This is a genomic window from Vannielia sp. (genome assembly GCF_029212645.1).
Classification (GTDB): Bacteria; Pseudomonadota; Alphaproteobacteria; order Rhodobacterales; family Rhodobacteraceae; genus Vannielia.
In genome coordinates, this window is sequence record NZ_JARGND010000017.1 from 33374 (window position 1) to 56919 (window position 23546).

Annotated in this window: 23 protein-coding genes and 1 pseudogene; 8 read left to right on the forward strand and 16 right to left on the reverse strand. The window is 61.1% G+C overall.

The annotated features are described in order from the left end of the window. The first annotated feature begins 4 nt into the window (after window positions 1–4). Window positions 5–142 carry a hypothetical protein gene (locus P1U55_RS07540; RefSeq protein ID WP_301046956.1) on the forward strand — a complete coding sequence of 46 codons (138 nt, stop codon included), beginning with the start codon at window positions 5–7 and terminating at the stop codon, window positions 140–142. A 120-nt stretch (window positions 143–262) separates the two neighbouring features. After that, window positions 263–1244, forward strand: a pseudogene (locus tag P1U55_RS07545) (fumarylacetoacetate hydrolase family protein). 17 nt (window positions 1245–1261) lie between these two features. Here the strand turns inward: P1U55_RS07545 and P1U55_RS07550 are convergent. From P1U55_RS07550 to P1U55_RS07565, 4 genes are all read right to left on the reverse strand, one after another. Then, window positions 1262–1825: a DUF2585 domain-containing protein gene (locus tag P1U55_RS07550; RefSeq protein WP_301046925.1), complete on the reverse strand. Its 564-nt coding sequence runs from the start codon at window positions 1823–1825 to the stop codon at window positions 1262–1264. Window positions 1826–1946: 121 nt separating this feature from the next. Continuing rightward, entirely contained in the window at window positions 1947–2675 is a 729-nt protein-coding gene (locus P1U55_RS07555) for a Crp/Fnr family transcriptional regulator (protein ID WP_301046926.1), read from the reverse strand. Between the two features lie 3 nt (window positions 2676–2678). Further along, window positions 2679–3035 carry a phage holin family protein gene (locus P1U55_RS07560; protein WP_301046927.1) on the reverse strand — a complete coding sequence of 119 codons (357 nt, stop codon included), beginning with the start codon at window positions 3033–3035 and terminating at the stop codon, window positions 2679–2681. Between the two features lie 4 nt (window positions 3036–3039). Next, a complete protein-coding gene (locus tag P1U55_RS07565; RefSeq protein WP_301046928.1) occupies window positions 3040–3363 on the reverse strand; it encodes a DUF883 domain-containing protein in 324 nt (107 codons plus the stop codon). Window positions 3364–3566: 203 nt separating this feature from the next. Between P1U55_RS07565 and P1U55_RS07570 the strand changes: the two genes are divergently transcribed. The 3 genes from P1U55_RS07570 (at window position 3567) to P1U55_RS07580 (ending at window position 6225) form a co-directional block, all read left to right on the forward strand. Next, entirely contained in the window at window positions 3567–3737 is a 171-nt protein-coding gene (locus P1U55_RS07570; protein ID WP_301046929.1) for a DUF1328 domain-containing protein, read from the forward strand. Between the two features lie 328 nt (window positions 3738–4065). Next, entirely contained in the window at window positions 4066–4950 is an 885-nt protein-coding gene (locus tag P1U55_RS07575; protein ID WP_301046930.1) for a PRC-barrel domain-containing protein, read from the forward strand. A gap of 171 nt (window positions 4951–5121) precedes the next feature. Continuing rightward, window positions 5122–6225, forward strand: a complete 1104-nt coding sequence (locus tag P1U55_RS07580) for an AI-2E family transporter (protein WP_301046931.1) — start codon at window positions 5122–5124, stop codon at window positions 6223–6225. 16 nt (window positions 6226–6241) lie between these two features. On the opposite strand, the gene P1U55_RS07585 is transcribed toward P1U55_RS07580, so the two are convergent. From P1U55_RS07585 to P1U55_RS07600, 4 genes are read right to left on the reverse strand one after another with little or no spacing between them, the layout of a single operon-like run. After that, the gene (locus P1U55_RS07585) at window positions 6242–7930 is read right to left on the reverse strand and encodes a phospholipase D-like domain-containing protein (protein ID WP_301046932.1); all 1689 of its coding nucleotides are present in this window, start codon (window positions 7928–7930) and stop codon (window positions 6242–6244) included. Further along, a complete protein-coding gene (locus P1U55_RS07590) occupies window positions 7927–9756 on the reverse strand; it encodes a sensor histidine kinase (RefSeq protein WP_301046933.1) in 1830 nt (609 codons plus the stop codon). Before P1U55_RS07590 ends, P1U55_RS07585 begins: the two co-directional genes overlap by 4 nt. Window positions 9757–9776: 20 nt before the next feature. Next, on the reverse strand, window positions 9777–10355 hold the full coding sequence (locus P1U55_RS07595) for an RNA polymerase sigma factor (protein ID WP_301046934.1): 579 nt from the start codon (window positions 10353–10355) through the stop codon (window positions 9777–9779). Continuing rightward, the gene (locus P1U55_RS07600) at window positions 10352–10516 is read right to left on the reverse strand and encodes a NepR family anti-sigma factor (protein WP_301046935.1); all 165 of its coding nucleotides are present in this window, start codon (window positions 10514–10516) and stop codon (window positions 10352–10354) included. Before P1U55_RS07600 ends, P1U55_RS07595 begins: the two co-directional genes overlap by 4 nt. A 175-nt stretch (window positions 10517–10691) precedes the next feature. On the opposite strand from P1U55_RS07600, the gene P1U55_RS07605 reads away from it, so the two are divergent. Next, window positions 10692–11507 carry a response regulator gene (locus P1U55_RS07605; protein WP_301046936.1) on the forward strand — a complete coding sequence of 272 codons (816 nt, stop codon included), beginning with the start codon at window positions 10692–10694 and terminating at the stop codon, window positions 11505–11507. A gap of 78 nt (window positions 11508–11585) precedes the next feature. Here P1U55_RS07605 and glpK read toward each other — a convergent pair whose 3' ends face one another. The 8 genes from glpK to glpD all read right to left on the reverse strand — a co-directional run bounded on the left by glpK (window position 11586) and on the right by glpD (window position 21290). Then, window positions 11586–13115 (reverse strand): glycerol kinase GlpK, encoded by a 1530-nt coding sequence (glpK, locus tag P1U55_RS07610; RefSeq protein WP_301046937.1) that lies wholly within the window; start codon window positions 13113–13115, stop codon window positions 11586–11588. A gap of 188 nt (window positions 13116–13303) precedes the next feature. Beyond that, on the reverse strand, window positions 13304–15025 hold the full coding sequence (locus P1U55_RS07615) for an ABC transporter substrate-binding protein (protein WP_301046938.1): 1722 nt from the start codon (window positions 15023–15025) through the stop codon (window positions 13304–13306). Window positions 15026–15083: 58 nt separating this feature from the next. Beyond that, a complete protein-coding gene (locus P1U55_RS07620; RefSeq protein ID WP_301046939.1) occupies window positions 15084–15356 on the reverse strand; it encodes a DUF2160 domain-containing protein in 273 nt (90 codons plus the stop codon). Window positions 15357–15572: 216 nt separating this feature from the next. Then, window positions 15573–16421 (reverse strand): carbohydrate ABC transporter permease, encoded by an 849-nt coding sequence (locus P1U55_RS07625; RefSeq protein WP_301046940.1) that lies wholly within the window; start codon window positions 16419–16421, stop codon window positions 15573–15575. Continuing rightward, a complete protein-coding gene (locus tag P1U55_RS07630) occupies window positions 16418–17293 on the reverse strand; it encodes a carbohydrate ABC transporter permease (protein ID WP_301046941.1) in 876 nt (291 codons plus the stop codon). Before P1U55_RS07630 ends, P1U55_RS07625 begins: the two co-directional genes overlap by 4 nt. Before the next feature lie 205 nt (window positions 17294–17498). Further along, window positions 17499–18578, reverse strand: coding sequence for an ABC transporter ATP-binding protein (locus tag P1U55_RS07635; RefSeq protein WP_301046942.1), 1080 nt, complete (start codon window positions 18576–18578; stop codon window positions 17499–17501). Between the two features lie 12 nt (window positions 18579–18590). Next, a complete protein-coding gene (locus P1U55_RS07640; protein WP_301046943.1) occupies window positions 18591–19676 on the reverse strand; it encodes an ABC transporter ATP-binding protein in 1086 nt (361 codons plus the stop codon). A 12-nt stretch (window positions 19677–19688) separates the two neighbouring features. Next, window positions 19689–21290, reverse strand: a complete 1602-nt coding sequence (gene glpD / locus P1U55_RS07645; RefSeq protein ID WP_301046944.1) for a glycerol-3-phosphate dehydrogenase — start codon at window positions 21288–21290, stop codon at window positions 19689–19691. 254 nt (window positions 21291–21544) lie between these two features. On the opposite strand from glpD, the gene P1U55_RS07650 reads away from it, so the two are divergent. Then, the gene (locus P1U55_RS07650) at window positions 21545–22315 is read left to right on the forward strand and encodes a DeoR/GlpR family DNA-binding transcription regulator (RefSeq protein ID WP_301046945.1); all 771 of its coding nucleotides are present in this window, start codon (window positions 21545–21547) and stop codon (window positions 22313–22315) included. Between the two features lie 9 nt (window positions 22316–22324). Then, entirely contained in the window at window positions 22325–23398 is a 1074-nt protein-coding gene (locus P1U55_RS07655) for an FAD-dependent oxidoreductase (RefSeq protein ID WP_301046946.1), read from the forward strand. Window positions 23399–23546: the final 148 nt, after the last annotated feature.

The window sequence follows — 23546 nt, forward strand, 5'->3', positions numbered from 1 at the left end:
CATAATGCCCAAGGTGAAAAAGCGCCCGCCATTCCGCCCGCAGCACCTCACGGCGTTCGTGGCCAAGGAAGCTCCCTTGCAGGGCGATTACATCGATTGTTGGGAAAGCCTTGAGAAAAAGTTTGATGGGCCGCCGGTATAGGGCTGGTCGACTGGTGGCTATCGCGCATGGACCTTCGTGTCCGCCAAATTGCATAAGCGCCGGCGGCAAGCCCCCCAGACCGCCCGAAATGACGCTGAGAACGCGACGAAAGGAACGGACTTGACCCTGAAGCTCTCTTGGGTGGGTTCGGCCAATGACGCCGCGCACCCCTTCCCGCTCAACAACCTGCCCTATGGTGTGTTCTCGACAGAAGACGGCGCGATGTCGCCAATGGCGACATGATCTTTGATCTGTGCCGCGCCGAAGCCGAGGGGCTGCTCAAAGTTGGCTCATCGCCGGTGTTCGATGTGCCCTATTGGAACGATTTCATGGAACTTGGTCCCGAGGCATGGGCCAGCCTGCGCGCGCGGATTGCCTTGTGGCGCAGGCGGATGCCCGGATGCCCAGCTTTGGCCCCTGCAAACGGCTGGATATGGAGCTTGAAATCGGCGCGGTTGTTGGCACCGGTTCATCCCTTGGCGACACGCTGACAGTTGCCGGGGCTGAAGAAATGATTTTTGGCTACGTGCTGCTGAACGACTGGTCGGCGCGCGATATTCAGGCTTGGGAATATCAACCCCTCGGCCCGTTCCTGAGCAAGGCGCTTGCCACCTCGATCAGCCCCTGGATCGTGCCTGTTGCGGCGCTTGAGCCGTTTCGCACCTCAACCCCTGAGCGCGAAAAGCCCCTGCTCCCCTACCTCGCAGAGCCAAGCCCCGGCCTGTTTGACATCAAGCTCTCCGCCAGCCTCACGCCACCCGGCGCGACCGAGGCGACGACGCTCAGCCAGACGAATTACAAGGAAATGTATTATTCCGCCGCCCAGCAGCTTGCGCATCACAGCTCATCGGGCTGCGCAATGAATACGGGCGATCTGCTTGGCTCTGGCACCATTTCAGGCAGCGAGAAAAGCAGCCTTGGGTGTCTGCTGGAGATAACATGGGGCGGCCACGAGCCGATCACGTTGACCACCGGCGAAACCCGGAGTTTTATTGAGGATGGCGATACCCTCACCCTTGAAGGGCACTGTGAGGGCGATGGTTTCCGTGTGGGCTTTGGCACCTGCACGGGGCGCGTTCTGCCCGCGCACCCCATAGATTAAGCAACAGTGTCAGGGCGTTACAACGCGCCCTGCCAGGCCTTCACCGCCTCAATCGGATGCAGCAGCATCAGCACATTCAGCGCCAGCCCGTCGCGGATCATCCATGTGGTGAAAACCTCGAAGCCGATCACCATCACCACACTGGCCCACACCGGCAACTTGCGCGCCAGCAAAAAGCCCAGCCACATTGCGAGGATATCTGAAACCGAGTTCAGCACCGAGTCGCCGTAGTAGTCGAGCGAGATCGTCACCGAGCGGTAATGCTCGATCACCGTTTCGGTGTTTTCCAGCAACTCCCACGCGCTCTCGACCAAGGTCGCGATGGCAAGCCGCCAGCCCCGCGGCATACGGCGGGCGACCAGCCACAAAAGCCCGAAGAACAGGATACCGTGGATGACATGGCTGAAGGTGTACCAATCAAGGATGTGCTGCGACCCTTCTGAGGTGCCCAGCTCAAAGTGCCAGAGTTTCACCCAGCCGCACTTGCAAATGGGTTCCCGCCCCCATGAGAGCAGGACAACGGCGGTCATCGCCACGATGAGCGCGGAGGCAACGTAGCCCCAAGGGATCTTGCGTATCATGACGCAAAGCAACCACGGGTGGCCCCGCAAGTCTATAGAGCCGCCGCGTGGATTGCCCTTGGCGTTGCCAAAAGGACTCCGGCATTTTTGGGTGGTTTGTTTGAGTGGTTTGGCAGGCCCACTACATGAGCGGGCGTTCTGTCACCGGTTCATCGCCCATCTTCGCCAGGTTGCGCAGGCCGGCGATATCGTGCAGCTCAAGCCGCCCGTTGCGCCATGTGGCGAGGCGCTTTTCGCGCAGTTTTGCGAGGCTCTTGTTGGTGTGAACCAGCGACAGGCCAAGGGCGTCTGCAAGGTCTTGCTGGCGATAAGGCAGGTTCATTTCACCATTGCGGGTCAATCCAAGCGCCTCGCCGCGCTGATGCAACCGCACCAAGGCCCAAGCAAGCGCTTCAACCGCGGTGCGCTGGCCAACACTCAGCAGAGCCTCGCCCAGAAAGTGCTCCTCAACACAGGCCAGCCAGGTCACAACATAGGCCCGTTCAGGATAGGCTTTGAAGAAATCAAACAGTGCTTTGCGGTCAAACACACAAAGCGTCATCGAAGTGCTCGCCTCGACCGAGTGGGTCATCTCGCCCAGCACGGCGGCCTGCAGGCCGATGAAATCGCCGGGAAAGACGAAGTTCACCACCTGCCGCTCGCCGGATTCCAGAAGTTTGTAACGCAGCCCCATGCCGCGCAGCGCCGTAAAGAGCTGCGGGCTGTTGGACCCTTCCATCAAAAGGGTTGCGCCCGCCTCAATGCGCAACTCGCCGACCTTGAAGTTTTGCATATGCTCAACTTCGCGCCCGTCCATTTGCTTGAACAGGGGCTTCTTGCGCAGCGGGCAGTCTTTGCAGGCGGTTGCCATCTATTAGCGCCTCGCGCCCGGCGGGTTTGATGCTTTGCGCCGCCCGGATTCCAGCCCGTAGATGAAGGCTTCTGCAAGGGTGGCCCCATTGGCTGCGGCCTCTACGTTTGGGTTTTTCTCAACGGGCGGAACATCCACTTTGGGGCGCATCTGGCCGAGTGCCAAAAGGACAAACCCGGCCCCAACCCAGATGCAGCCAACGATCAAGGCCGCGACCTGCGCTGACGTGATCGCGACCAGCGCGAGCCAGCCGGCCACGGTGAGGAAACCCGCCCCAACGAGGAGGCATAAAGCCGCCCCGCCGGAGAAAGCCGCTCGCCGCACGGCGAAGCGCGCGCTGTTTTGAAGTCGCTCGAACATCGGATTACTTCCGCGCCATCATATGGCCGATGACAAAGCCAAGACCGGCCGCAATACCAAGTGCGGCGGCGGGCTTTTCGTGGACGAAGTTATTCGCCTTCCCGTAAGCGTCCTCGGCCTGACCACGCACGAATGCCGCGCCTTCTTGCGCGCGTGCCTTTGCTTCACCGGCCTTGCTTTCCGCGTACTGGCGCGCCTCGGAGCCTTTTGCACGGCCCAGATCGGCCATGGCACCGGTCAGCCCGGCAATGTCGGCTTTCAGCGCTTCAATTTGGGCAGCAATGTCGTCGGATGCGATGTTGCTGTCGGTTGTTTTTGTCTGTGCCATTGTAGGAACCTCCTGGGGTGAATTTAAAGTCTGACGTTATGTCATTCGACACATTAACTGCGCGCATGACGAATGGTTCCAATTAACGCGTTCAATTTTTAAAATATTTTTTGTGGAACAGAGAAAGGCTGGAAAAGGTTGGTCATTCAAATCGGCGGCATCAAGGTCGCTGAGCAGAAACCGAACTCGAAAGGAATTTAAAAATGCTTGGCTGGGCACTCACTTTCCTCGTTATTGCACTCATCGCGGCTGTCTTTGGATTTGGCGGCATTGCCTCTGCATCCGCTGGTATCGCGCAGGTGCTGTTCTTCATCTTCCTCGTGCTCTTCGTGGTTGCAATGGTCGCCCGTGCACTGCGCGGTCGCACACCCTGATAAGGCATCATATCCAGTGAGTTAGGGCGCCCTTCGGGGCGCCCTTTCTCGTTTTTCGCCGCCCCTTTGAGGGGCGGGATGCGACCGTGAAAAACTCAAAACGCCCCGCCAGCATAATTTGTGATGTTTTATTCAGGACCCCCCGGGGAGGCGCGCGCAGTATATAAGCAGCATATAAAAGGAAGGCGCGCGTAACTCGGGCGGCATCCCGCCGGTTCCATAAATTGGGGAATAAAAAAACAGGAACAATTCATTTCGTCACCTGTTGTTGATCCAGACGAGGCGAACAGCGCCTCATCCTCTACGAACTAAACCGGGAGAAAAAACTATGAAACGCATTCTTGCAACCACCGCGCTGACAGCAGCCATTGCAATGCCGGCCTTTGCCGAGCAACACATGGCCGACACGAAAGTTGAGATGGATGGCGCGCACAGCGGCTTTATTCAGCAGGCTGACGAAACCAACCTCATGGCCTCGACGCTGATCGGTAAGCGCGTTTACGTAAGCGAGACCGATGTTGATGACACCACCGCCATGAACGACGCCGACCCCGAGTGGGACGACATTGGCGAAGTGAATGACGTGGTGCTCAGCCGTAACGGCGAAGTTGAAGGCATCCTTGTTGATGTTGGCGGCTTCCTCGGCATGGGTGAAAAAACCGTTGGCCTCACCATGGATGACCTGAAGCTTGTGTCGGATGGCGATGACGCCGGTGACTACTTCATCACCCTCACCTCCTCCAAGGAGGCGCTCGACCAGGCCCCCGCCTTTGAACGGGCTAATGCTGAAATGACGCAGTCCGATGTTGAGATGACGCAGGCCGATGGCACAATGACCGAGACCAACTCCGGTACGGAGACGCCCTTGGTGAATGAAAATGCGGCCGCCGAGCGTCCGATGGACGGGTTTGAGCGTGAAGGTTATTCCACCGTTGCGCTGACGCAGATGAGCTCTGACGAACTGGTTGGCACCCCTGTCTATGACAGCGCTGACAACCGCGTTGGTGAAATCTCCGAAGTGCTGATCGCCACCGATGGCGTTGTGACCGACGCGATCATCGATGTGGGTGGCTTCCTCGGCATTGGCGAAAAGCCGGTTGCCATCAGCTTTGACGGGATTTCGCTGCAACAGCAGACCGATGGTGACGACCTGCGCGCCTATGTGGGCACCACCGAGCAGCAGCTTGAAGAATTCCCAACGTATGAAGACTGATCCTGCTCACGCAGTTGCGGGCCGCTTCACAGGCGGCCTGCTCTGATCACGTCGTTTTGGCCCCGGGGGCCGGTTTTTTCCGGTCCCCGGGGTTTTTTGTGCTTACCTGTGTTAGAATTTCCCCCGACCGTTTTTTTGCACCGCATTTCACACCAGTCAGGACCAATGACCATGACAGACATAGCCAACCGCAAGCGGCTCTATGGCCCCCTGATGGTCATCGCCGCCTTTACGGTGATCGCGGCGCTCAAGATCGGCTCCGCGATCCTGGCCCCCGTGGTGCTGGCCCTCACAACAGGCGTTATCCTTGCTCCGGCCATCTCGTTTTTTCGCAGGCTCGGATTACCCACAGGTGCGGCAGCCGGGACTTTGCTGCTTTTGTTTATCGTCGGCTTCACCGGTTTGTTCCTGCTGCTCGAACCCGTGGTTTGGACAGCAGTCGAGCGGATCCCGAGCATCTGGTATGAGTTGCAATCCTCCCTGCATGACATGCAGGACATGCTGCGCGGCATCAAGGAAGTCACCGATAACGTGGCCGGGGCAATTAACCTAGAAGCCGCCGAGGCAGGCCCGCAGGCGGCAGCAGAAGGGGAAGGCAGCGTGCAAATGCCAACGGCGATTGACGCGATTTCGCTGGCCCCCGCCATCGCCGCCGAGATCATGGTTTTCATCGGGGTGCTGTTTTTCTTTCTGTTCACGCGTGACCAGATTTACCTGTGGTTGGGCCGCACGATGAGCGGTGGCGATGAAGGTGAAAACGAGCGGATCAAAACCTCCCTCGTTCAGGCCGAGCACATGGTCTCACGCTATTTCCTGACCATCACCCTGATCAACGCCTGTCTTGGCCTCGCCGTTGCCGCGGTAATGGCCGCCTTTGGCCTGGCCTCCCCCATCCTCTGGGGGCTTGGGGCCTTTACGTTGAACTTCATCCCCTATCTCGGGCCAGCGGTGTTTGCGGTGTTGCTGACGCTTGGTGGAATCGTGGCGTTTGACGGGATCCTCGCGGTGCTGCCAGTGGGGGCGTATCTGTGCATGAACGTCACCGAGGGCCAGTTCGTAACCCCCTCTCTGGTGGGCAAACGCCTGTCCGTGAACCCGCTAGCGATTTTTCTGTCGCTGATCTCATTTGTCTGGCTCTGGGGGGCACTAGGGGGCTTCGTGGCAATCCCGGTGCTGCTTTGGGTATTGCTGATTTCTGGCCTGCTGAAGCCAAGCGGCGATATGCTCGTTGGCGCAGAACACGTGGCCAATGCCGTGAAGGACCCGGCCGAATAGTCCAGAGCCGCTGGCGCTACACCATTTGTTCCGGGATGCCGGGCACCTGATGGCCAAACCGCGCGGTTGAGCGCAGATCAAAGGGCAGCAGAAAGCTCTGGCGATCTTCGGGCGAGCGGGCCGCATCGGAGCGGGCGATATTTTCCCAGGCTTCGCGGGCGGTGAGCGGATCAATCAAGCGGTCCCGCTGGGCTTCGGTCGCATCGGGGAACCAATGGTCCACCACCCGCTCGCGGATCATCTCCACATCTCCCCGGTGGGTCATTTCGACCCCGGCTTCGCTATCCCATTTCATCGAGCGCCCGTTCAGGTTAGCCGATGAAACGATCGCCGCCGCTTCATCAAACACCGATAGCTTGGCATGAACATAGATCACCGGCGCGCCAAAGAGCGCGGCGCGGCCCAGCCCGCCATGCTTTTCGCGCCCGGTTCCATCCGGCTCTCCCACACCAGCTTCGCCGACCTCGTCGGATGGGCTTTCGGGGCGGCGGCGCTGGGCCGGAGAGGCAATGAACAGCCGCTCGCCAAAGGCCCGGCGCAGCTTGCGCAGGGCGCGCGCTTGAAGATACTCGCCATACCGCGCATCGGTTCCGCCGGAGTTGAAGGCCACCTCTTCAGGGGCCGCAGGAAGCACCAACAGGCAGTTGAGGCCCGGTTCGGCCGCCGCGCGTGCGGCCAGGGCGCGAGCGAGGTGCGTGTCTCTAAAGAACTGCGATTCCAGATAGATGAGGTGTTTTGCCTGCGCCGTGCGCGCAATATGCGCCGCGTAAATTCCGCGAGAGGCGGTTTCGGGGGCAAAGCGCAAAACCTTCATCGGGCTGGGGCGCGACAGCGTGGTGATAAACCGCAACCCCTCGGTCGCAGGCCGCATCTCGGGCTGGCCAAGAGGGGGCGGGCAGCCCGGCTTTCCGGCGGTTTGATCAAGGAACAGATCAACATGGCGCTCGGCCTGAGCGGCCAGGGCGGGTTCGTCAAACAGCATCTGGATATCGTGCCAGGTATCCTGCGCCATGCGGCTGTGTTCGGGCGTGTCCCAGCGGCGTTCATCCAGATCAAGGCCACCGATGAAAAGGCGTTTGCCGTCGATGACCGCCAGTTTCTGGTGGTGGGTCACGGGCGCCAGCGAAAAGCGCTGCCACCAGTTGGGGCGCACCTTATGGGTTTCGCTGTCTGTCTTCACCAGATGCGTGCGCAACCTCGGGGCTTCGCTCAGAAACCGCTCGCGTGCGGCTTCGGGGCGGTGGTTTACGATCCCGGCGGCTTGGTGCAGCTTGGTGGCCGCGACGGCCCACAGAAAAATGCCCAGAACCTTGCCAATGCGCGCAGGATGCAGCGCGGCGATGGCCTCAAACGGTGCCGCCTCGTCGCCCGCCATCTCACGCACGGCCGCGCATTGACGAATGGTGTGCCAGCTCATCCGGTGCAGCTCAGGCGCGCCAATCGGATCAAAATCCGCCACCACAAGGCGGATCGACACACCGCGTGACAGCGCATCGGCGAGCAGATCAGCCCATGTTTCCCCTATTGCGCGGCCCTCGTCACTGCGCAGACGGGTTGCCAGATCAATCACCCGAAAACTCAGCACCACCCGCTCATGGGCCGCAAGAATGGCCCGCTCCAGCGCCGGGAACGCCTCGGCGGCGGTGAGCAACAGCTTACAATCGCTCACATCGGGCAGGGGCGCGGATTGCCCGGCGGCGCTCATTGCGCAGCATCCGCTGCGGTGGGCGCGGCCTCTCCGGGGGCATGCTCCACGCCGGGGCCATCAAGCGGGCCGGGTTCAATGGCAAACGTCAGGGACAGGCAGAAACTGTCTTCCTCGTCCTCCACCTCAAGCCGCCCGCCAAGTTGTGCGGCAAAGGCGCGGATAAGCTGCGAACCAAGCCCGTTTTTGCCGGGCGGCTCATAGTTTCTGGTGAGGGGTGCGCCCTTGGAATTTGAGATCACCAACCGGGCGCGGGGCTTCTTGTCGGGCGCATCCGGGGTGGTTTCTTTGGGTTCCAACTCCTCCATCACCACCTTGAGCCATGCCGTGCCGGGGCCGTCGGGGTGGCCCATGTGCTTGGTCGCATTGGTCACGGCCTCTGTCGTGAGCAGGGCCACGGGCACCGCCTGATCAGGGGCGATTTGCAGGGAGGCAATGTCGAGTTCGGGCGTGACCCCGGCATCCTTTGGCAGCGCGGTCGAGAGCGTTTGGCGCAGGATCGTCGAGAGCAGCGCATCGGCGTGGACCGTTGTGAGCCGCGACGTTTTGTAAAGGCTGGAGTGGACGGTTGCGAGCCCCAACACCCGGTCAAGCACGCGCTGCAAGGTCGCCCGCGCTTCCGGGGCGCGGGATTTGCGGAGTTCCATGTTCATGATCGAAGCGATCAGTTGAAGGTTGTTCTTTACCCGGTGATGAACCTCCCGCAGCAGCAGGTTTTTCTCGCGCAGGTTGTTCTCCTGCTCTGCCTCATCATGGATGATCGTCTCGGCCATCGTCATGAAAGTTTCATCCATCTGGCGCAGCTCTGCCGGGGCAGTTCGCGGGATGCTGCCTCCCTCCGCAAGATCGCGGTCGCCAGCGGCAAAGCGGATCATCCGCCCCCTCAGGCGGCGGATGTGCACCAGCACAAGGCGATGCACCGCGATATAGGCCACCGCGAGTGAAATCGCCCACATCAGCATCGGGAAGAAAGCCGCCCCAAGCAAGACATTGCCCGGTTCGGTATTGCGCCAGATGGCCACCGCGTAAACAAGATCCGGAACAACGGTGACGACGGTATAGATGCGATTCTTGCCGCCGCGGCTGACACTGGCAAAGGCGGTATCGCCACTGAGCGGCAGTTGCTCGAGATCAATATCAAGCGGCAGTTCCGGGCCAAGCTTTGGCACGGCCAAGCCGGAGAAGATGATATTTCCGTCACGGGTGAAGGTGAGCAGATCAATCGGCACCGGGGATATATCTGCGGCGCCTTGCACGGGGTTGTGCGTCACGGTTTTGTTGCTGTCGATTTGCGCCCGTTCAATCGAGACGGACACAAAACCAAGGTAGCCCGCGTCGTCATAAACCGGGTAGCCGATGATCAGCACCGGAATCCCGCTGATGCGGCCCCGGTCGAGCACCTGGGCGCTTGGCACCCTGTCGCGATGCATCTGTTCGGAAAAGGTCGAGCCTCCCAGCTCAAAGGTTTCACCGCGGGAGTTGCAAGTGGTCACATTGTTGGGCTGAACAAAGGTCGCCAGCGTGTAAGTGACGGATCTGTCGGTAAATTCCTGCATCGTCTGGTGACAGGCGTCCGGGTCTTGCCGGGTGGTGACAACGCTGGCTGCCAGCACCCGTGCCGAGGCAAAACCACCATAGACCATATCGCGCAGCGGCTCCACATCGGCCACGGTTTGCCCGTAGAGCGCCGAGCGTTTCAGCGCTTCGCCCTGCCGCGAAACATTGGCCGTTTGCATCAAGGCGATAATGCCAACGGGCAGCAGCGCAACCGACAGCAGCAGCGCCACCCGAAAAACGAGGCTACGTCCGATAACTCTTGCCGGCATGTGCCGCCCCCTCTTTCGGATCAGCCGATCCGTGTCGCGCTTGCCGAGAGGACAGCCATGGTGCCCTGTTCGGTCAGCTCCATTTTTTCCTTTTCGTCAAGGTTGAGCATTTCAGCAAGGCGGGCGCGGGCACGGTTTGCACGGGATTTGACGGTGCCAACGGCGCATTCGCACGTATCGGCGGCTTCTTCGTAAGACATGCCCAGAGCGCCCACGAGCCACAGGGTTTCACGCTGCTCATCGGGCAGAGTGGCAAAGGCGCGCTGGAAATCTGCCAGGGCAAGGCGTCCGTCATGGTCGGGCTTGGTGGCGAGGCCATCGGCAAATACCCCATCCACATCAGCCACTTCGCGGCCAGCCTTGCGGCGGGCGGAGTAGAAGGTGTTGCGCAGAATGGTAAAGAGCCAGGCGCGCAGGTTGGTGCCTTCCTTGAACTTGTCAAAGTTTGACCACGCCTTGACGACCGAGTCCTGAACCAGATCATCGGCCTGGGCCGAATTTCGGGCGAGGCTCATGGCGAAGGCACGCATGGCGGGGAGGTGTTCGACGATCTCATCGCGTGGATCTGTCGATGTCGCCCGTGAGGATGCATCGTTCATTCAGACGATCCACAGTTGCTATCCTGGGCTTTGAGCTTCGCGAGAAGATCGGTAAAGCGATCAGGCAATTCCTCTTCCACCTGCGATTGGTAAACCCGCCGCAGGTTCTCGTCGATTTGGCGCCGTAGCCCTTCATTCGGTTCGTTGTTCTGCTCAGACATAAGTGTTCCCGTACCCATATTTTTTAGTGCCAGCGCACCCCCAGCCCCATGGAGGCTACCTTATTAGACGCTTGTTCAACCCGTAAAAACCGCGCAGGTTCCAAAAAAGTTTGGAACCAATCGCTTTTTTTAGCGTTCGGTTGCAGAGGGATCAATAAAAACAGGGTCATTGCGAATGAACAGTGCACAAACCGAGAGCTTTGCCGATGGCATCGCACGCGAACTTCCATATCTGCGGCGCTACGCACGGGCGTTGACGGGAAGCCAGAAAACCGGTGATGCATATGCTGCCGCCACCCTTGAAGCGATGCTGGAAGACCCCGAACTGGGGGATCGGTCTCGCAGCCCAAGGGTGACGCTGTTTGCCGCCTTTCACGCGATCTGGACAAGCTCTGGCGCGCCGGTTGAGGGCGTCGACGATAGTAATTTCACCGCCACCCAGGCCCAAAAGCACATGGCCCCGCTCACCCCCGGCACCCGTGAAGCCCTATTGCTCTATACCATCGAGCAGTTCAGCTACAGCCAGATCGGCGAGATCACCGGCAACTCGGCAGAAGAGGCAGAGCAGATGGTGATTACCGCGCAGGAAGAGATGGCCAAGTCGATCACCGGTAAGGTGATGATCATCGAGGACGAGGCGATTATCGCCATGGACCTTGAGAGCGTGGTTTCCGATATGGGCCATCTGGTCACCGGCGTTGCCCGCACCCATAAGGGGGCTGTCAGCCTTGCCCAGCAGGAAAAACCGGATCTTGTGCTGGCCGATATTCAACTCGCTGACAACTCGTCAGGGATTGATGCGGTGAATGATATTCTGGCCGAGTTTGGTGAGATGCCGGCGATCTTTATCACCGCCTTCCCCGAACGTTTGCTGACCGGAGCCAAGCCCGAGCCGGTGTTCCTGATCACCAAGCCCTACACTGAAGAGCAGGTGCGCCTTGCTGTCAGCCAGGCGATGTTCTTCTCCTCCACGGTAACCTTGGTCGCCTGATTATGCGGCCAGTCGCCGCCCGGTGGCTGGCCCGCAAACTACCGGTAAAGCCCCGTGCAGCGCACGGCGGCCGCGGGCCTAGAAAGAAATCGTGGCGGCGACGGCGCGTTTCCAGCGGGTATATTTTTCGTCCCGCTCCTCAGCGCTCATCTCGGGCTGAAAGCTGCGCTCAAGCGCCCATGTTTCGGCAAAACCCGCCTGATCGGGGTAAACCCCTGCCGCCTGCCCGGCCAGCCAGGCTGCGCCCATGGCGGTGGTTTCGAGCACGCGAGGACGATCAACCGGGGCACCGATGATATCGGACAAAAACTGCATCGCCCAGTCAGAGGCGCTCATACCCCCGTCAACCCGAAGGGTCGCTGGACTGACAGTCCCGTCGCGCTGCTCCGTTTCACCGCCGGTTTGGCCTGTCCCTTGCCAATCGGCCTTCATCGCTTCCAGCAGATCGCGGGTTTGGTAGCCCACGCTTTCAAGCGCGGCGCGGGCGAGTTCGGCGGGGCCGGTGGCGCGGGTGAGGCCGAAGACCGCGCCACGGCAATCGGCCTCCCAATAGGGCGCGCCGAGGCCGGTGAAGGCAGGCACCATGACCACCCCTTGCGCGGTATCGGCAGTTTCAGCCAGCGGCTGGGTTTCGCTTGCATCGCGGATCATTTTCAGCCCATCGCGCAGCCATTGCACAACCGCCCCGGCCACAAAGATCGACCCTTCGAGCGCATAGGTCGGCTTGCCATCAAGTTGGTAGGCGATGGTGGTGAGCAGGCGGTTTTTGCTGAAAACAGGCTCTGAGCCGGTGTTGAGCAGGGCAAAGCAGCCGGTGCCATAGGTGCTTTTCATCATGCCAGGTTGAAAGCAGGCCTGCCCCACCGTCGCCGCTTGCTGATCTCCGGCGACGCCAAGGATGGGGATTTCGCGCCCGCCGAACAGATCAGGGCGGGTGGTGCCGAAGGCGGCGGCGCTGTCTTTCACCTCGGGCAGCATTTTGATCGGGATGTCGAGCATGTCGCACATCTCATCAGACCACGCGCCTTTGCGGATATCATAAAGCATGGTGCGGGCGGCGTTTGTGGCGTCGGTGACGTGGGATATGCCGCCGGTGAGGTGCCAGATGATCCACGCATCCACCGTGCCGAACAGCAGATCGCCGGCTTCGGCCCCGGCGCGCGCGCCTTCGACGTTTTCGAGAACCCAAGCCAGCTTGGTCGCCGAGAAGTAGGGATCAAGCAGCAGGCCGGTGGCTTTGGTCACTTGAGCTTCCAGCCCCTGCCCTTTGAGATCACGGCAAAAATCGGCGGTGCGGCGGTCTTGCCAGACGATGGCGTTGTGGACGGCCTTGCCGGTATGACGGTCCCATACCACGGTGGTTTCACGCTGGTTGGTGATGCCGATGGCGGCGATATCCGAGGCACTGGCCCCGGCCTTTTCGAGCACACCACGGCAGGTGGCGGCGGTGGTTGTCCAAAGATCGGCGGCGTCATGTTCGACCCAGCCGGACTGGGGGAAGTGCTGGGTGAATTCTTCCTGTGCGGTGGCGCTGACCTTGAGGTGCTCGTCAAACAGGATGGCGCGGGAGGACGTGGTGCCTTGGTCAATGGCGAGAATGTAGGTCATGGGCGGTCCTCCCTCGGGTGATTGTTTGGAGAGTCTAACGGCAAGGGCCTCTCGCGTCACCGGGGGAGGCTCTTCAGGCCCCATGGGCCATCATCGCCGCTGCGAAGACGCCTCGAAGGGCGGATGAGTGGCTTGGGGGACGGGAGAAATGCCGGGGCCACCTGTGAGGGCAGCCCCGGCTTGATAGGTTACTGCCAGGAGGCAATAAGCTCGTCGTAGTTGACGGTCATCGGCTCTGGGTCTTCATTGTCGAGCTTGGCCTTGGGTGCGCCCGATTTGGCGAGCCATTCAGCCGGATCGACTTCCTCGTTCATGACCGGGCCAAGTTCACCCTGAACGCCTGCGCGCTCAAGCCGCTCCAGCACCTTTTCCTGATCGGCGCAGAGCGAATCCAGCGCCTCCTGAGCGGTTTTTGCGCCAGACATCGCATCGCCGATATTCTGCCACCAGAGCTGTGCCAGCTTGGGGTAGTCGGGGATGTTGGTGCCGGTGGGCGACCATTGGACGCGGGCTGGCGAGCGGTAGAACTCGACCAGACCACCCAGTTTGGGCGCGCGCTCGGTGAAGCTGTCATGTGCGATCGAGCTTTCGCGGATGAAGGTCAGGCCAATGTGGCTTTTCTTCACGTCCACGGTTTTGGAGGTGACGAACTGGGCATAGAGCCAGGCCGCTTTGGCGCGGTCATCGGGGGTGGACTTCAACAGCGTCCAGGACCCCACGTCCTGATAGCCGATCTTCATGCCCTCTTCCCAGTAAGCGCCATGGGGCGACGGGGCAAGGCGCCACTTGGGCGTGCCATCGTCGTTCATGACAGGAAGACCCTCTTCGACCAGTGAAGGCACGAAGGTGGTATACATGAACATCTGCTGGGCGATATTGCCTTGGCTCGGCACCGGACCGGCCTCGCCGAAGGTCATGCCCTGAGCCGCAGGCGGCGTGTACTTTTGCAGCCATTCAATCGCCTTTTCAACGGCATAGACAGCAGCGGGCGCGTTGGTTGCGCCGCCACGGGCCATGCAGGAGCCGACGGGTTGGGATTTGTCGTTGACCCGAACGCCCCACTCATCGACCGGCAGGCCATTTGGCTCGCCCTTGTCCCCCATGCCAGCCATGGACATCCACGCATCGGTGTAGCGCCAGCCGAGCGAAGGGTCTTTCTTGCCGTAGTCCATGTTGCCGAAGACGCCGCTGTCGGGGCCGCCCGCGTAAGACATGTCGCGCCCGGTGAAGAACTCGGCGATGTCCTCATAGGCCGACCAGTTGACCGGCACGCCAAGGTCGTAGCCATAGGCTTCCTTGAAGTCGGCCATGGATTTGGGATCGGTGAACCAATCGTAGCGGAACCAGTAAAGGTTGGCGAACTGCTGGTCGGGCAGTTGATAGAGGTCGCCATCCGGGCCGGTGGTGAACTGGGTGCCGATGAAATCATCGAGGTCCAGCGTGGGCGAGGTCACATCGGCACCGGCGTTTGCCATCCAGTCTGTCAGGCTGCGGGCCTGCTGGTAGCGCCAGTGGGTGCCGATCAGGTCAGAGTCGTTAACGTAGGCGTCATAGATGTTCTCGCCGGACTGCATTTGGGTTTGCAGCTTTTCCACCACATCGCCCTCACCGATGAGGTCATGGGTGACCTTGATGCCGGTGATCGCCTCGAAGGCGGGGGCGAGCACCTGGCTCTCATACTCGTGGGTGGTGATGGTTTCGGAGACCACCTTGATCTCCATCCCCTCCATCGGTGCCGCAGCATCGAGGAACCACTGCATCTCGGCCTCCTGGTCGGCGCGGCTGAGCGTGGAAAGATCTCCGATTTCGGCGTCGAGGAAGGCCTTGGCCTCGTCCATTCCGGCAAAGGCCGGGGCCGCAAGCCCCATGGCCAGCGCCAGCGCCGTGGTTGATCTGAAAGTAAGTTTCATGATGTCTCCTCCCTAGGGGTTATGAAACGCCGCCTTCTGGGCGGCCGTCGTTCCTGTGCTAGACCCAGCGGAACACCGCTGCGGCGTAGATCAGGCAGAGAACCAGCGCCCAGGGTTGGGCGATGCCGGTCAATCCAAGCCAGGCCAGGTTGATGAAGGCCGAGCCGAGAAGCGTGATAAAGAGGCGGTCGCCCCTTGTCGTTTCGATCTGGAGCACGCCCTTGCGGGGTGTCTCCGGAAACTTGATAGCGAGCACCGTGAAGATGATCAGCAGGGTCGCGATGACCATGAAGAAGATCGCGGTGGGCCAGGTCCATGCCATCCAGTCCATGTTAGTGGCTCCCTTCGGTGTTTCGCGGGGTTGGTTGGTGATGTCGCGCCCGGCCCAAGCCGGGCAGCGGCCGACCTTCCCCCGGAGGCCGCTTCGGCGATGTCGTGCGTAACAAGCCCGCAATGGATGCTTTTGAGTGCTGGCGCTGGCCGACGGGAGCACATGCGCCCTCCAGGTCGGCCGCTGCCCGGCTTGGGTTGAGACGATTTGCTTGCATCACACCCTCCCCAGGGCGAAGCCCTTGGCGATGTAGTTGCGCACGAAGTAGATCACCAAGGCGCCCGGCACGATGGTGAGCACCCCGGCAGCAGCGAGCACGCCCCAGTCGAGGCCCGAGGCCGAAACCGTGCGCGTCATGGTGGCGGCGATGGGCTTGGCATCGACCGTGGTGAGGGTGCGCGAGAGCAGCAGCTCGACCCACGAGAACATGAAGCAGAAGAAGGCCGCAACGCCGATGCCCGAGGCGATCAAAGGCATGAAGATTTTCACAAAGAAGCGCGGGAAGGAGTAGCCATCAATATAGGCGGTTTCGTCGATTTCTTTCGGGACGCCGCGCATGAAGCCCTCAAGGATCCACACCGCCAGCGGCACGTTGAAAAGGCAGTGGGCCAGCGCCACCGCGATATGCGTATCAAACAGGCCGACCGACGAATAAAGCTGGAAGAACGGCAGCGCAAACACGGCAGGCGGGGCCATGCGGTTGGTCAGCAACCAGAAGAAAAAGTGCTTGTCGCCAAGGAAATGGTAGCGCGAAAACGCATAGGCGGCGGGCAGCGAAACGGCGATGGAGATCACCGTGTTCATCACCACGTAAATCAGCGAATTGACGTAGCCCATATACCAGCTTGGGTCTGTCAGGATGACCATGTAGTTGGCCAGCGTGATATCTTGCGGCCAAAGCGAAAAACCTCCGAGAATTTCAGAATTGGTCTTCAGACTCATGGTCAGCAGCCAGTAGATCGGCAACAGCAGGAACAGCAGGTAAAGGCCCATCACCACGGCAGACCCTTTGACCCGGATCTTTGGTGCGGCTTTGGCGGGAGTGTTCAGGGTTGCATCGGTCATTTCAGGCCGTCCCGTTTTTCGAGGTTGGTCATCACGGTGTAGAACACCCAGCTCACCAGCAGGATTACGAGGAAATACATGATCGAGAAGGCGGCAGCCGGGCCAAGGTCAAACTGGCCGATGGCCATTTTCACAAGGTCAATCGACAGGAAGGTGGTGGCATTGCCCGGACCGCCGCCGGTAACGACGAAAGGCTCGGTATAAATCATGAAACTGTCCATGAAGCGCAGCAGGATGGCGATCATCAGCACGCCCTGCATCTTGGGCAGTTCGATGAAGCGGAAGACCTTCCAGCGCGAGGCCTGGTCGATCTTGGCGGCCTGGTAGAAGGCATCGGGGATGGATTGCAGGCCCGCGTAGGCAAGCAGCGCGATCAGCGAGGTCCAGTGCCAGACATCCATGACGACAACGGTGATCCAGGCCGAAAGCACATCGCGGGTATAGTTGTAATCAATCCCGATGGCATCAAGCGTGTAACCCAGCAGGCCAATATCGACCCGCCCGAAGATTTGCCAGATGGTGCCAACCACATTCCATGGGATCAGCAGCGGCAGGCTCATCAGCACCAGGCAGAGCGAGGCCCAGAAGCCCTTTTTAGGCATGTTGAGGGCCACGAAAATGCCCAGCGGAACCTCGATGGCGAGGATGATCGCCGAGAATCCCATTTGCCGCCAGAGGGCGGACCACATGCGCTCGGAGTGCAGCATGTCATCAAACCATTCCAGCCCCGCCCAGAAGAACTGGTTGTTGCCGAAGGTGTCCTGCACCGAATAATTGACCACGGTCATGAGTGGGATCACGGCAGAGAAGGCGACGAGGATCAGCACCGGCAGAACCAGGAACCATGCCTTGTGGTTGGTGGTCTTTTCCATCAGGCGGCTCCTTTGGGGGCGGTGTATCGTGAGCCGGGTAGCGGCCGACCTAGAGGCCGTTTGCAAGCCCTTTGGCCAGTGCGTGCGCCCGCAAGCATGAATGCCGCGCCTTTTGCTGGAGACATCACCAAAGCGGCCTCCGGGGGGAGGTCGGCCGCTGCCCGGCTGAAGCCGGGCAAGACGATTGCCATGCGCGCGCGCAAGCTCATGGCGCCACCTCCGGGCTGACACGCCAGTCATTCGCGTAGACGTTCACATGCGCCGGATCAAATTTGACCCTGGTCATATTTTCTGAGATCCCATCACCCTCTCCGGCGATCACGTTGATCTCATTGCCAAAACACTCGGCACGCACGATCTTGTGACGGCCGACGTCTTCCACCCGGCGCACCTTCACGGGCAGGCCCTCGGTCGCGGAAAGGCTGGCATATTCGGGCCGCACGCCAAGTGCGACATTGCCCTCCAGCGGGCCGTAGCCCTGCGCCAATACCAGCTCGGCCCCGTCGATATAGGCGCGGTTGCCCTCGACCCGGGCGGGGATCACATTCATCCCCGGCGAGCCGATGAAGTAGCCCACAAAGGTATGATCAGGCCGCTCGAAAAGCTCTTCGGGTGTGCCGATCTGCACCACCCGGCCATCGTGCATCACCACCACCTTATCGGCGAAAGTGAGCGCCTCGGTCTGGTCATGGGTGACGTAGATCATGGTGTGGCCAAAGTCATGGTGGAGTTGCTTTAGCTGGGTGCGCAACTCCCACTTCATGTGCGGATCAATCACCGTGAGCGGCTCATCGAACAGCAGCGCATTCACGTCCTTGCGCACCATGCCCCGGCCCAGCGAGATCTTTTGCTTGGCATCCGCCGTCAGCCCCCGCGCCTTGCGGTCAAGATCGGCCTCCATGCCGATCATCCGGGCAATCTCCCCCACCCGCTCGGCTACATAGGCCTCATCGCGTCCGCGATTGCGCAGCGGGAAGGCGAGGTTATCGCGCACCGTCATCGTGTCGTAGACCACGGGGAACTGGAACACCTGCGCTATGTTGCGCTCGGCGGTGGGCGCGTGCGTAACATCGCGGTCATCAAACAGGATGCGCCCGCGCGAGGGCTGCAACAGGCCCGAGATGATGTTGAGCAGGGTCGACTTGCCGCAACCCGAAGCACCGAGCAGGGCATAGGCGGCGCCGTCTTCCCAAACGTGGTTCAACTCTTTCAGCGCAAAATCATCCTCGCTCGTCGGCGCGGTGAGGTAGCTGTGGGCGAGATTGTCGAGCGTGATCCGGGCCATGGTCCCCTCCCCTCAGGCGGCGACGGCATAGGCGGCAGGGGCCACCAATGCGCCGGTTTCATCAAAAACATACACATGGCTCGGGTCGAGCCAGACATCGAGCGGCGCACCGGGGGCCAGATCATGCACCCCATGCACCAGCCCCACCCAGCGCTCGCCGTGATGATCGAGATGCACAAAGGTCTCTGACCCGGTGAGCTCGGTCACGGAAAGCTGCGCTTCAAAGCGCATCGCGGTTTCGGTATGTTGCAATATTTCCAGATGGTTGGGGCGAAACCCGGCCATGTAGCGACCATCTGGCACCTCGGCCAGCTTGCCTGTGGCGGCGGTAGCCTGACCATCGCCAAACATCAGCTTGCCGCCGGTTTTTGAGACCTGCAAAAAGTTCATCGGCGGGTCAGAGAACACCCGCGCAGTGGTGGCATCCACCGGGTGGCGATAAACCTGCGCCGTGGGGCCAAACTGGGTGACGCGCCCCTCCCAGAGGGTCGCCGTATTGCCGCCCAGCAAGAGCGCCTCTTCCGGCTCGGTGGTGGCATAAACAAAGATCGCGCCGGACTCCTCAAAGATGCGCGGGATTTCAACCCGCATCTCTTCGCGCAGCTTGTAATCAAGGTTGGCGAGCGGCTCATCAAGCAGCACCAGCCCTGCGCCCTTCACCAATGCGCGGGCCAGCGCACAGCGCTGCTGCTGCCCGCCCGAAAGCTCCAATGGTTTGCGCGCCAGCATGGGGGTGAGTTGCATCATCTCGGCGGTTTTATGCACCGCTGCGTCAATCTCGGCCTTGTCCTTGCCCTGAAGGCGCAGCGGGGAGGCGATATTGTCATAAACCGTCATCGACGGGTAGTTGATGAACTGCTGGTAGACCATCGCCACCTGACGGTCCTGCACGCGCATCCCCGTCGCATCCACGCCATCCCAAAACACCCGGCCCTCGCTAGGCTGATCGAGGCCCGCCATCAGCCGCATGAGGCTGGTCTTGCCCGACGAGGTGGGGCCAAGCAGCACGTTCATCGTGCCTTTTTGCAGCGTGAGGTCCGTGGGGTGGATATGGGTGTTACGGCCCACCACCTTGGTCACGGATTTGAGGTCCAGCACGGTGTTCTCTCCTTATTCCGCAGCCGCGGCGCTGCGGGCTTTGATCCGGGTTGCGACATGGGCCTTGAGCGCCGCCGCCTCATCGGGGGTAAGGCGCAGGCCAAGCTTGCTGCGCCGCCAAAGGATATCTTCGGCGCTGCGGGCATATTCATGGGTGAGGAGCCAGGTAACCTCGACCTCGGTGAGTGTGGCGCCGAAAGCCTCGCCAAGGTCCTCAAGGCTGCGCGCTTCGCCCAGGATTTGCCACGCCTCGGTGCCATAACCGCGCACCAGCCGGGCGGCGTGGGGCGCGGTGAGGAAGGGGTAATCGGCGTGGAGCCGGGCGGTAAGCTTGGCCACGCCCTCGACCGGGAAATCACCGCCGGGGAGTGGAGCATCCTTCGTCCACTTCCCGCCAAGCCCCTGGAAATGCGTTGCAATCTTTTCCAAGGCGGATTCCGCGAGGCGGCGGTAGGTGGTGATCTTGCCGCCGAATATGTTGAGCACCGGGGCGCCCGCCGTTTTATCCACCTTGAGGGTATAGTCGCGCGTGGCCGCCGTGGCCGAGCTTGCACCATCGTCATAAAGCGGGCGGACGCCGGAATAGCTCCAAACCACGTCCTCGGCGCTGATGGGCGCGGCAAGGTAGCGGTTGGCAAAGGCGATCAGGTAGTCCCGCTCGGCATCGGTGCAATGGGGCGGTTCATCGGGGTTTTCATGCGCACTTTCGGTGGTGCCGATCAGGGTGAAATCCTGCTCATAGGGGATCGCAAAGATGATCCGCCCGTCCTCGCCCTGGAAGAAATAGGCCTTGTCATGCGGGTAGAGGCGGCGGGTGACGATATGTGAGCCACGCACCAGCCGCACACCCTCGTTGCTGTTGGTTTGGATCGTTTCGCTGAGAATCTGGCCAACCCAGGGGCCACCGGCGTTCACCACCACGCGGGCGTGGTGGGTGGCGGTTTCGCCGTTTTCGCAATTTTGCGTTTCGATCCGCCAATGGCCGTCTTCGACCCCCGCCGAAATCACCTTGGTGCGGGTGTGGATGGTTGCGCCCCGGCTTTCGGCATCACGGGCGTTGAGCACCACGAGGCGCGAGTCCTCGACCCAGCAGTCGGAATACTCATAGGCCCGCTCAAAGCGCGGTTGCAGCGCCGCGCCTTCGGGCGTTCCGGGCAAGGCGAGGGTTTCAGTGCCGGGCAGCAGCTTGCGACCGCCGAGATGATCATAAAGGAACAGGCCAAGGCGGATCAGCCACGCCGGGCGGCGCCCTTTCATCCATGGCATGACCAGCGACAACAGGCGGGAGGTAGGCGTTTCGGCCTCAAAGCGCATATCCTTATGATAAGGAAGCACAAAACGCATGGGCCACGAGATGTGGGGCATGTTGCGCAGCAGCACTTCACGCTCCACCAGCGCCTCTCGCACCAAGCGAAACTCGAAGTATTCAAGGTAGCGCAGCCCGCCGTGGAACAGCTTGGTTGATGAGGAGGAGGTCGCCTGCGCCAGATCGCCCATTTCGGCCAGCGTAACCGAAAGGCCCCGGCCCGCCGCATCCCGCGCGATGCCACAACCGTTGATGCCGCCGCCGATCACGAACAGGTCTACCAGCTTTTGTGCCGCGTCATCAGACACATGATCCTCCCCACCTGTGCGGGTCCGATTATGAGGCGAGTCGGGGGGAAGCGAAAGCAGAAAATGTTCGTTTGTTTTCGCTTCTCGGAAAGCCCCGCAAGATCATGGGCTTGCTGCACTAGGGTAAACCAACGCCGCAGCGCAGCAAATATAGGGCCTTGCACTCTCCGGCCTTTGATAGCGTTCAAAAACCGTTGCCCGCCCCTGCCCCCCATGCGAAAAGAAACGAAAATTCGCAAGCCAGTGAGCCCACCATGAATCAGGCCTTTCGCCGCCCTGAGATCGTTGAAATCCTGCGCCGGGACGGCAAGGTGACGGTCGATGGGCTGGCCGAGCATTTTGGAGTCACGCTGCAAACCATCCGCCGCGACCTGTCGGATATGGCCGAAGCGGGGCAGATCGAACGGGTGCATGGTGGGGCGATCCCGCCTTCGGGCACCCATAACATTGGCTATGAGGAGCGGCGGTCGCTGAATCACCGCGCCAAGGCGGCGATTGCCCGCTGCTGCGCTTCGCAAATCCCTGAAAATGCGAGTATTTTCCTGAATATCGGCACCAGCACCGAGGCCGTGGCAAAGGCCCTGATGGGCCATCGTAACCTGCTGGTGGTGACCAACAACATGAACGTTGCCAATATCCTTGCCGCAAACTCGGACTGTGAGATCATTGTGACCGGCGGCAGCCTGCGCCGCTCTGATGGCGGGCTGGTGGGCAAGCTTGCGTCGGAAACCATTGAACAATTCAAGTTTGATCTGGCGGTGGTGGGCTGCTCGGCGATTGATCCGCAGGGAGATATGCTCGATTTTGACATTCAGGAGGTGGGCGTGAGCCAGGCGATTCTGCGCCAGTCGCGGCGCAGCTTTCTGGTGGCGGATCACTCGAAGTTTCATCGCACAGCGCCTGCCCGCATTGCCTCGCTCGCTCGTGTCGATTGTTTCTTTACCGACAAAGGCTTGGGCGGCGATCTTGAAACAAAATGTGAGGCATGGGGCACTGAGGTGGTGCTTTGCCCGCAGCGAAGCTAGGCTACTGATATGACAGGACAAACATTCGATGTAGCGGTGATTGGCGGCGGCGTTGCCGGCGTGGCGGCCGCGGCGGAACTGGCGCGGGATGCAAGCGTGGTGTTGATCGAGCGCGAAGACCAGCCGGGCTATCACGCCTCTGGCCGGTCTGCGGCGCTGTTTGCCCCCAATTACGGCAGCGGGCCGATGCAGGAGCTGACGCTGCAATCAGCGGATTTCTTCACCGCGCCGCCCGAGGGGTTTGGCACGCTGCTCTCGCCACGGGGCTTTGTTTTTATCGCCCGAGAAGACCAACTGGCCTCATTGCCGAAAAGTTTGCCACAGGTGAGCGGCGCAGAGTTGGAAGCCGAGGTGCCGCTGATCCGCAAGGGCTACGCCGCCGGTGCCGCGTGGAACGAGGGGGCCTCGGACATTGATGTGCACGCCTTGATGCAGGGCTACCTGCGCCTCGCCAAGGCCCGCGGCGCGGTGGTGATGACAGGGGCCGAGGTGCGAGGCCTTTCGCCCGGCTGGCAGGTGGAAACGAGCAAGGGCAGCCTGCGGGCCAGGGTGGTGGTGAACGCCGCCGGGGCTTGGGTGGATGAGGTGGCCAAGCTGGCCGGGGTGGCGCCGCTGGGCTTTACGCCGATGCGGCGCAGCGCCTGCACGGTGGCCGCGCCCGAGGGGCTCGACATAGGCAAAGTGCCGATGATCGTGGACGCCGATGAAGAGTTTTACCTCAAGCCCGAGGCCGGGCGGCTGATGATTTCGCTGGCCGATGAAACCCCCTCGCCCCCTTGTGATGCGCAGCCAGAGGAGCTTGATCTGGCGGTTGGCGTTGACCGGGCCATGCAGGCCTGTGATGTGCAGGTGCGACGGTTGGAGAGCCGCTGGGCGGGCTTGCGCACATTCGCGCCAGACCGCGCCCCGGTGGTAGGGTTTGATCCGGCGGCGGAGGGCTTTTTCTGGATGGGCGGGCACGGGGGCACCGGGGTGCAAACCGCGCCCGCGATGGGGCGGCTGGTGGCCGATCTGGTGCGCGGCGATGCGCCCGAGGACGCCGCTCTTGCGGCAGAGATCGCGCCGGGGCGGTTTGGCTGCTAAGCCTCGCCGAACACAATCAACTGGCGGCGGGCTTGAAGTGGTGGCCAAGGGAGGCAATGATGCGGGCCGCGCTGCGCGAAGCAATTGTTTGTGGGCCAGCTGTAACGGATCAACTCCAGCGAGTAAGCCCTTGGCCTGTCCGCAAAAT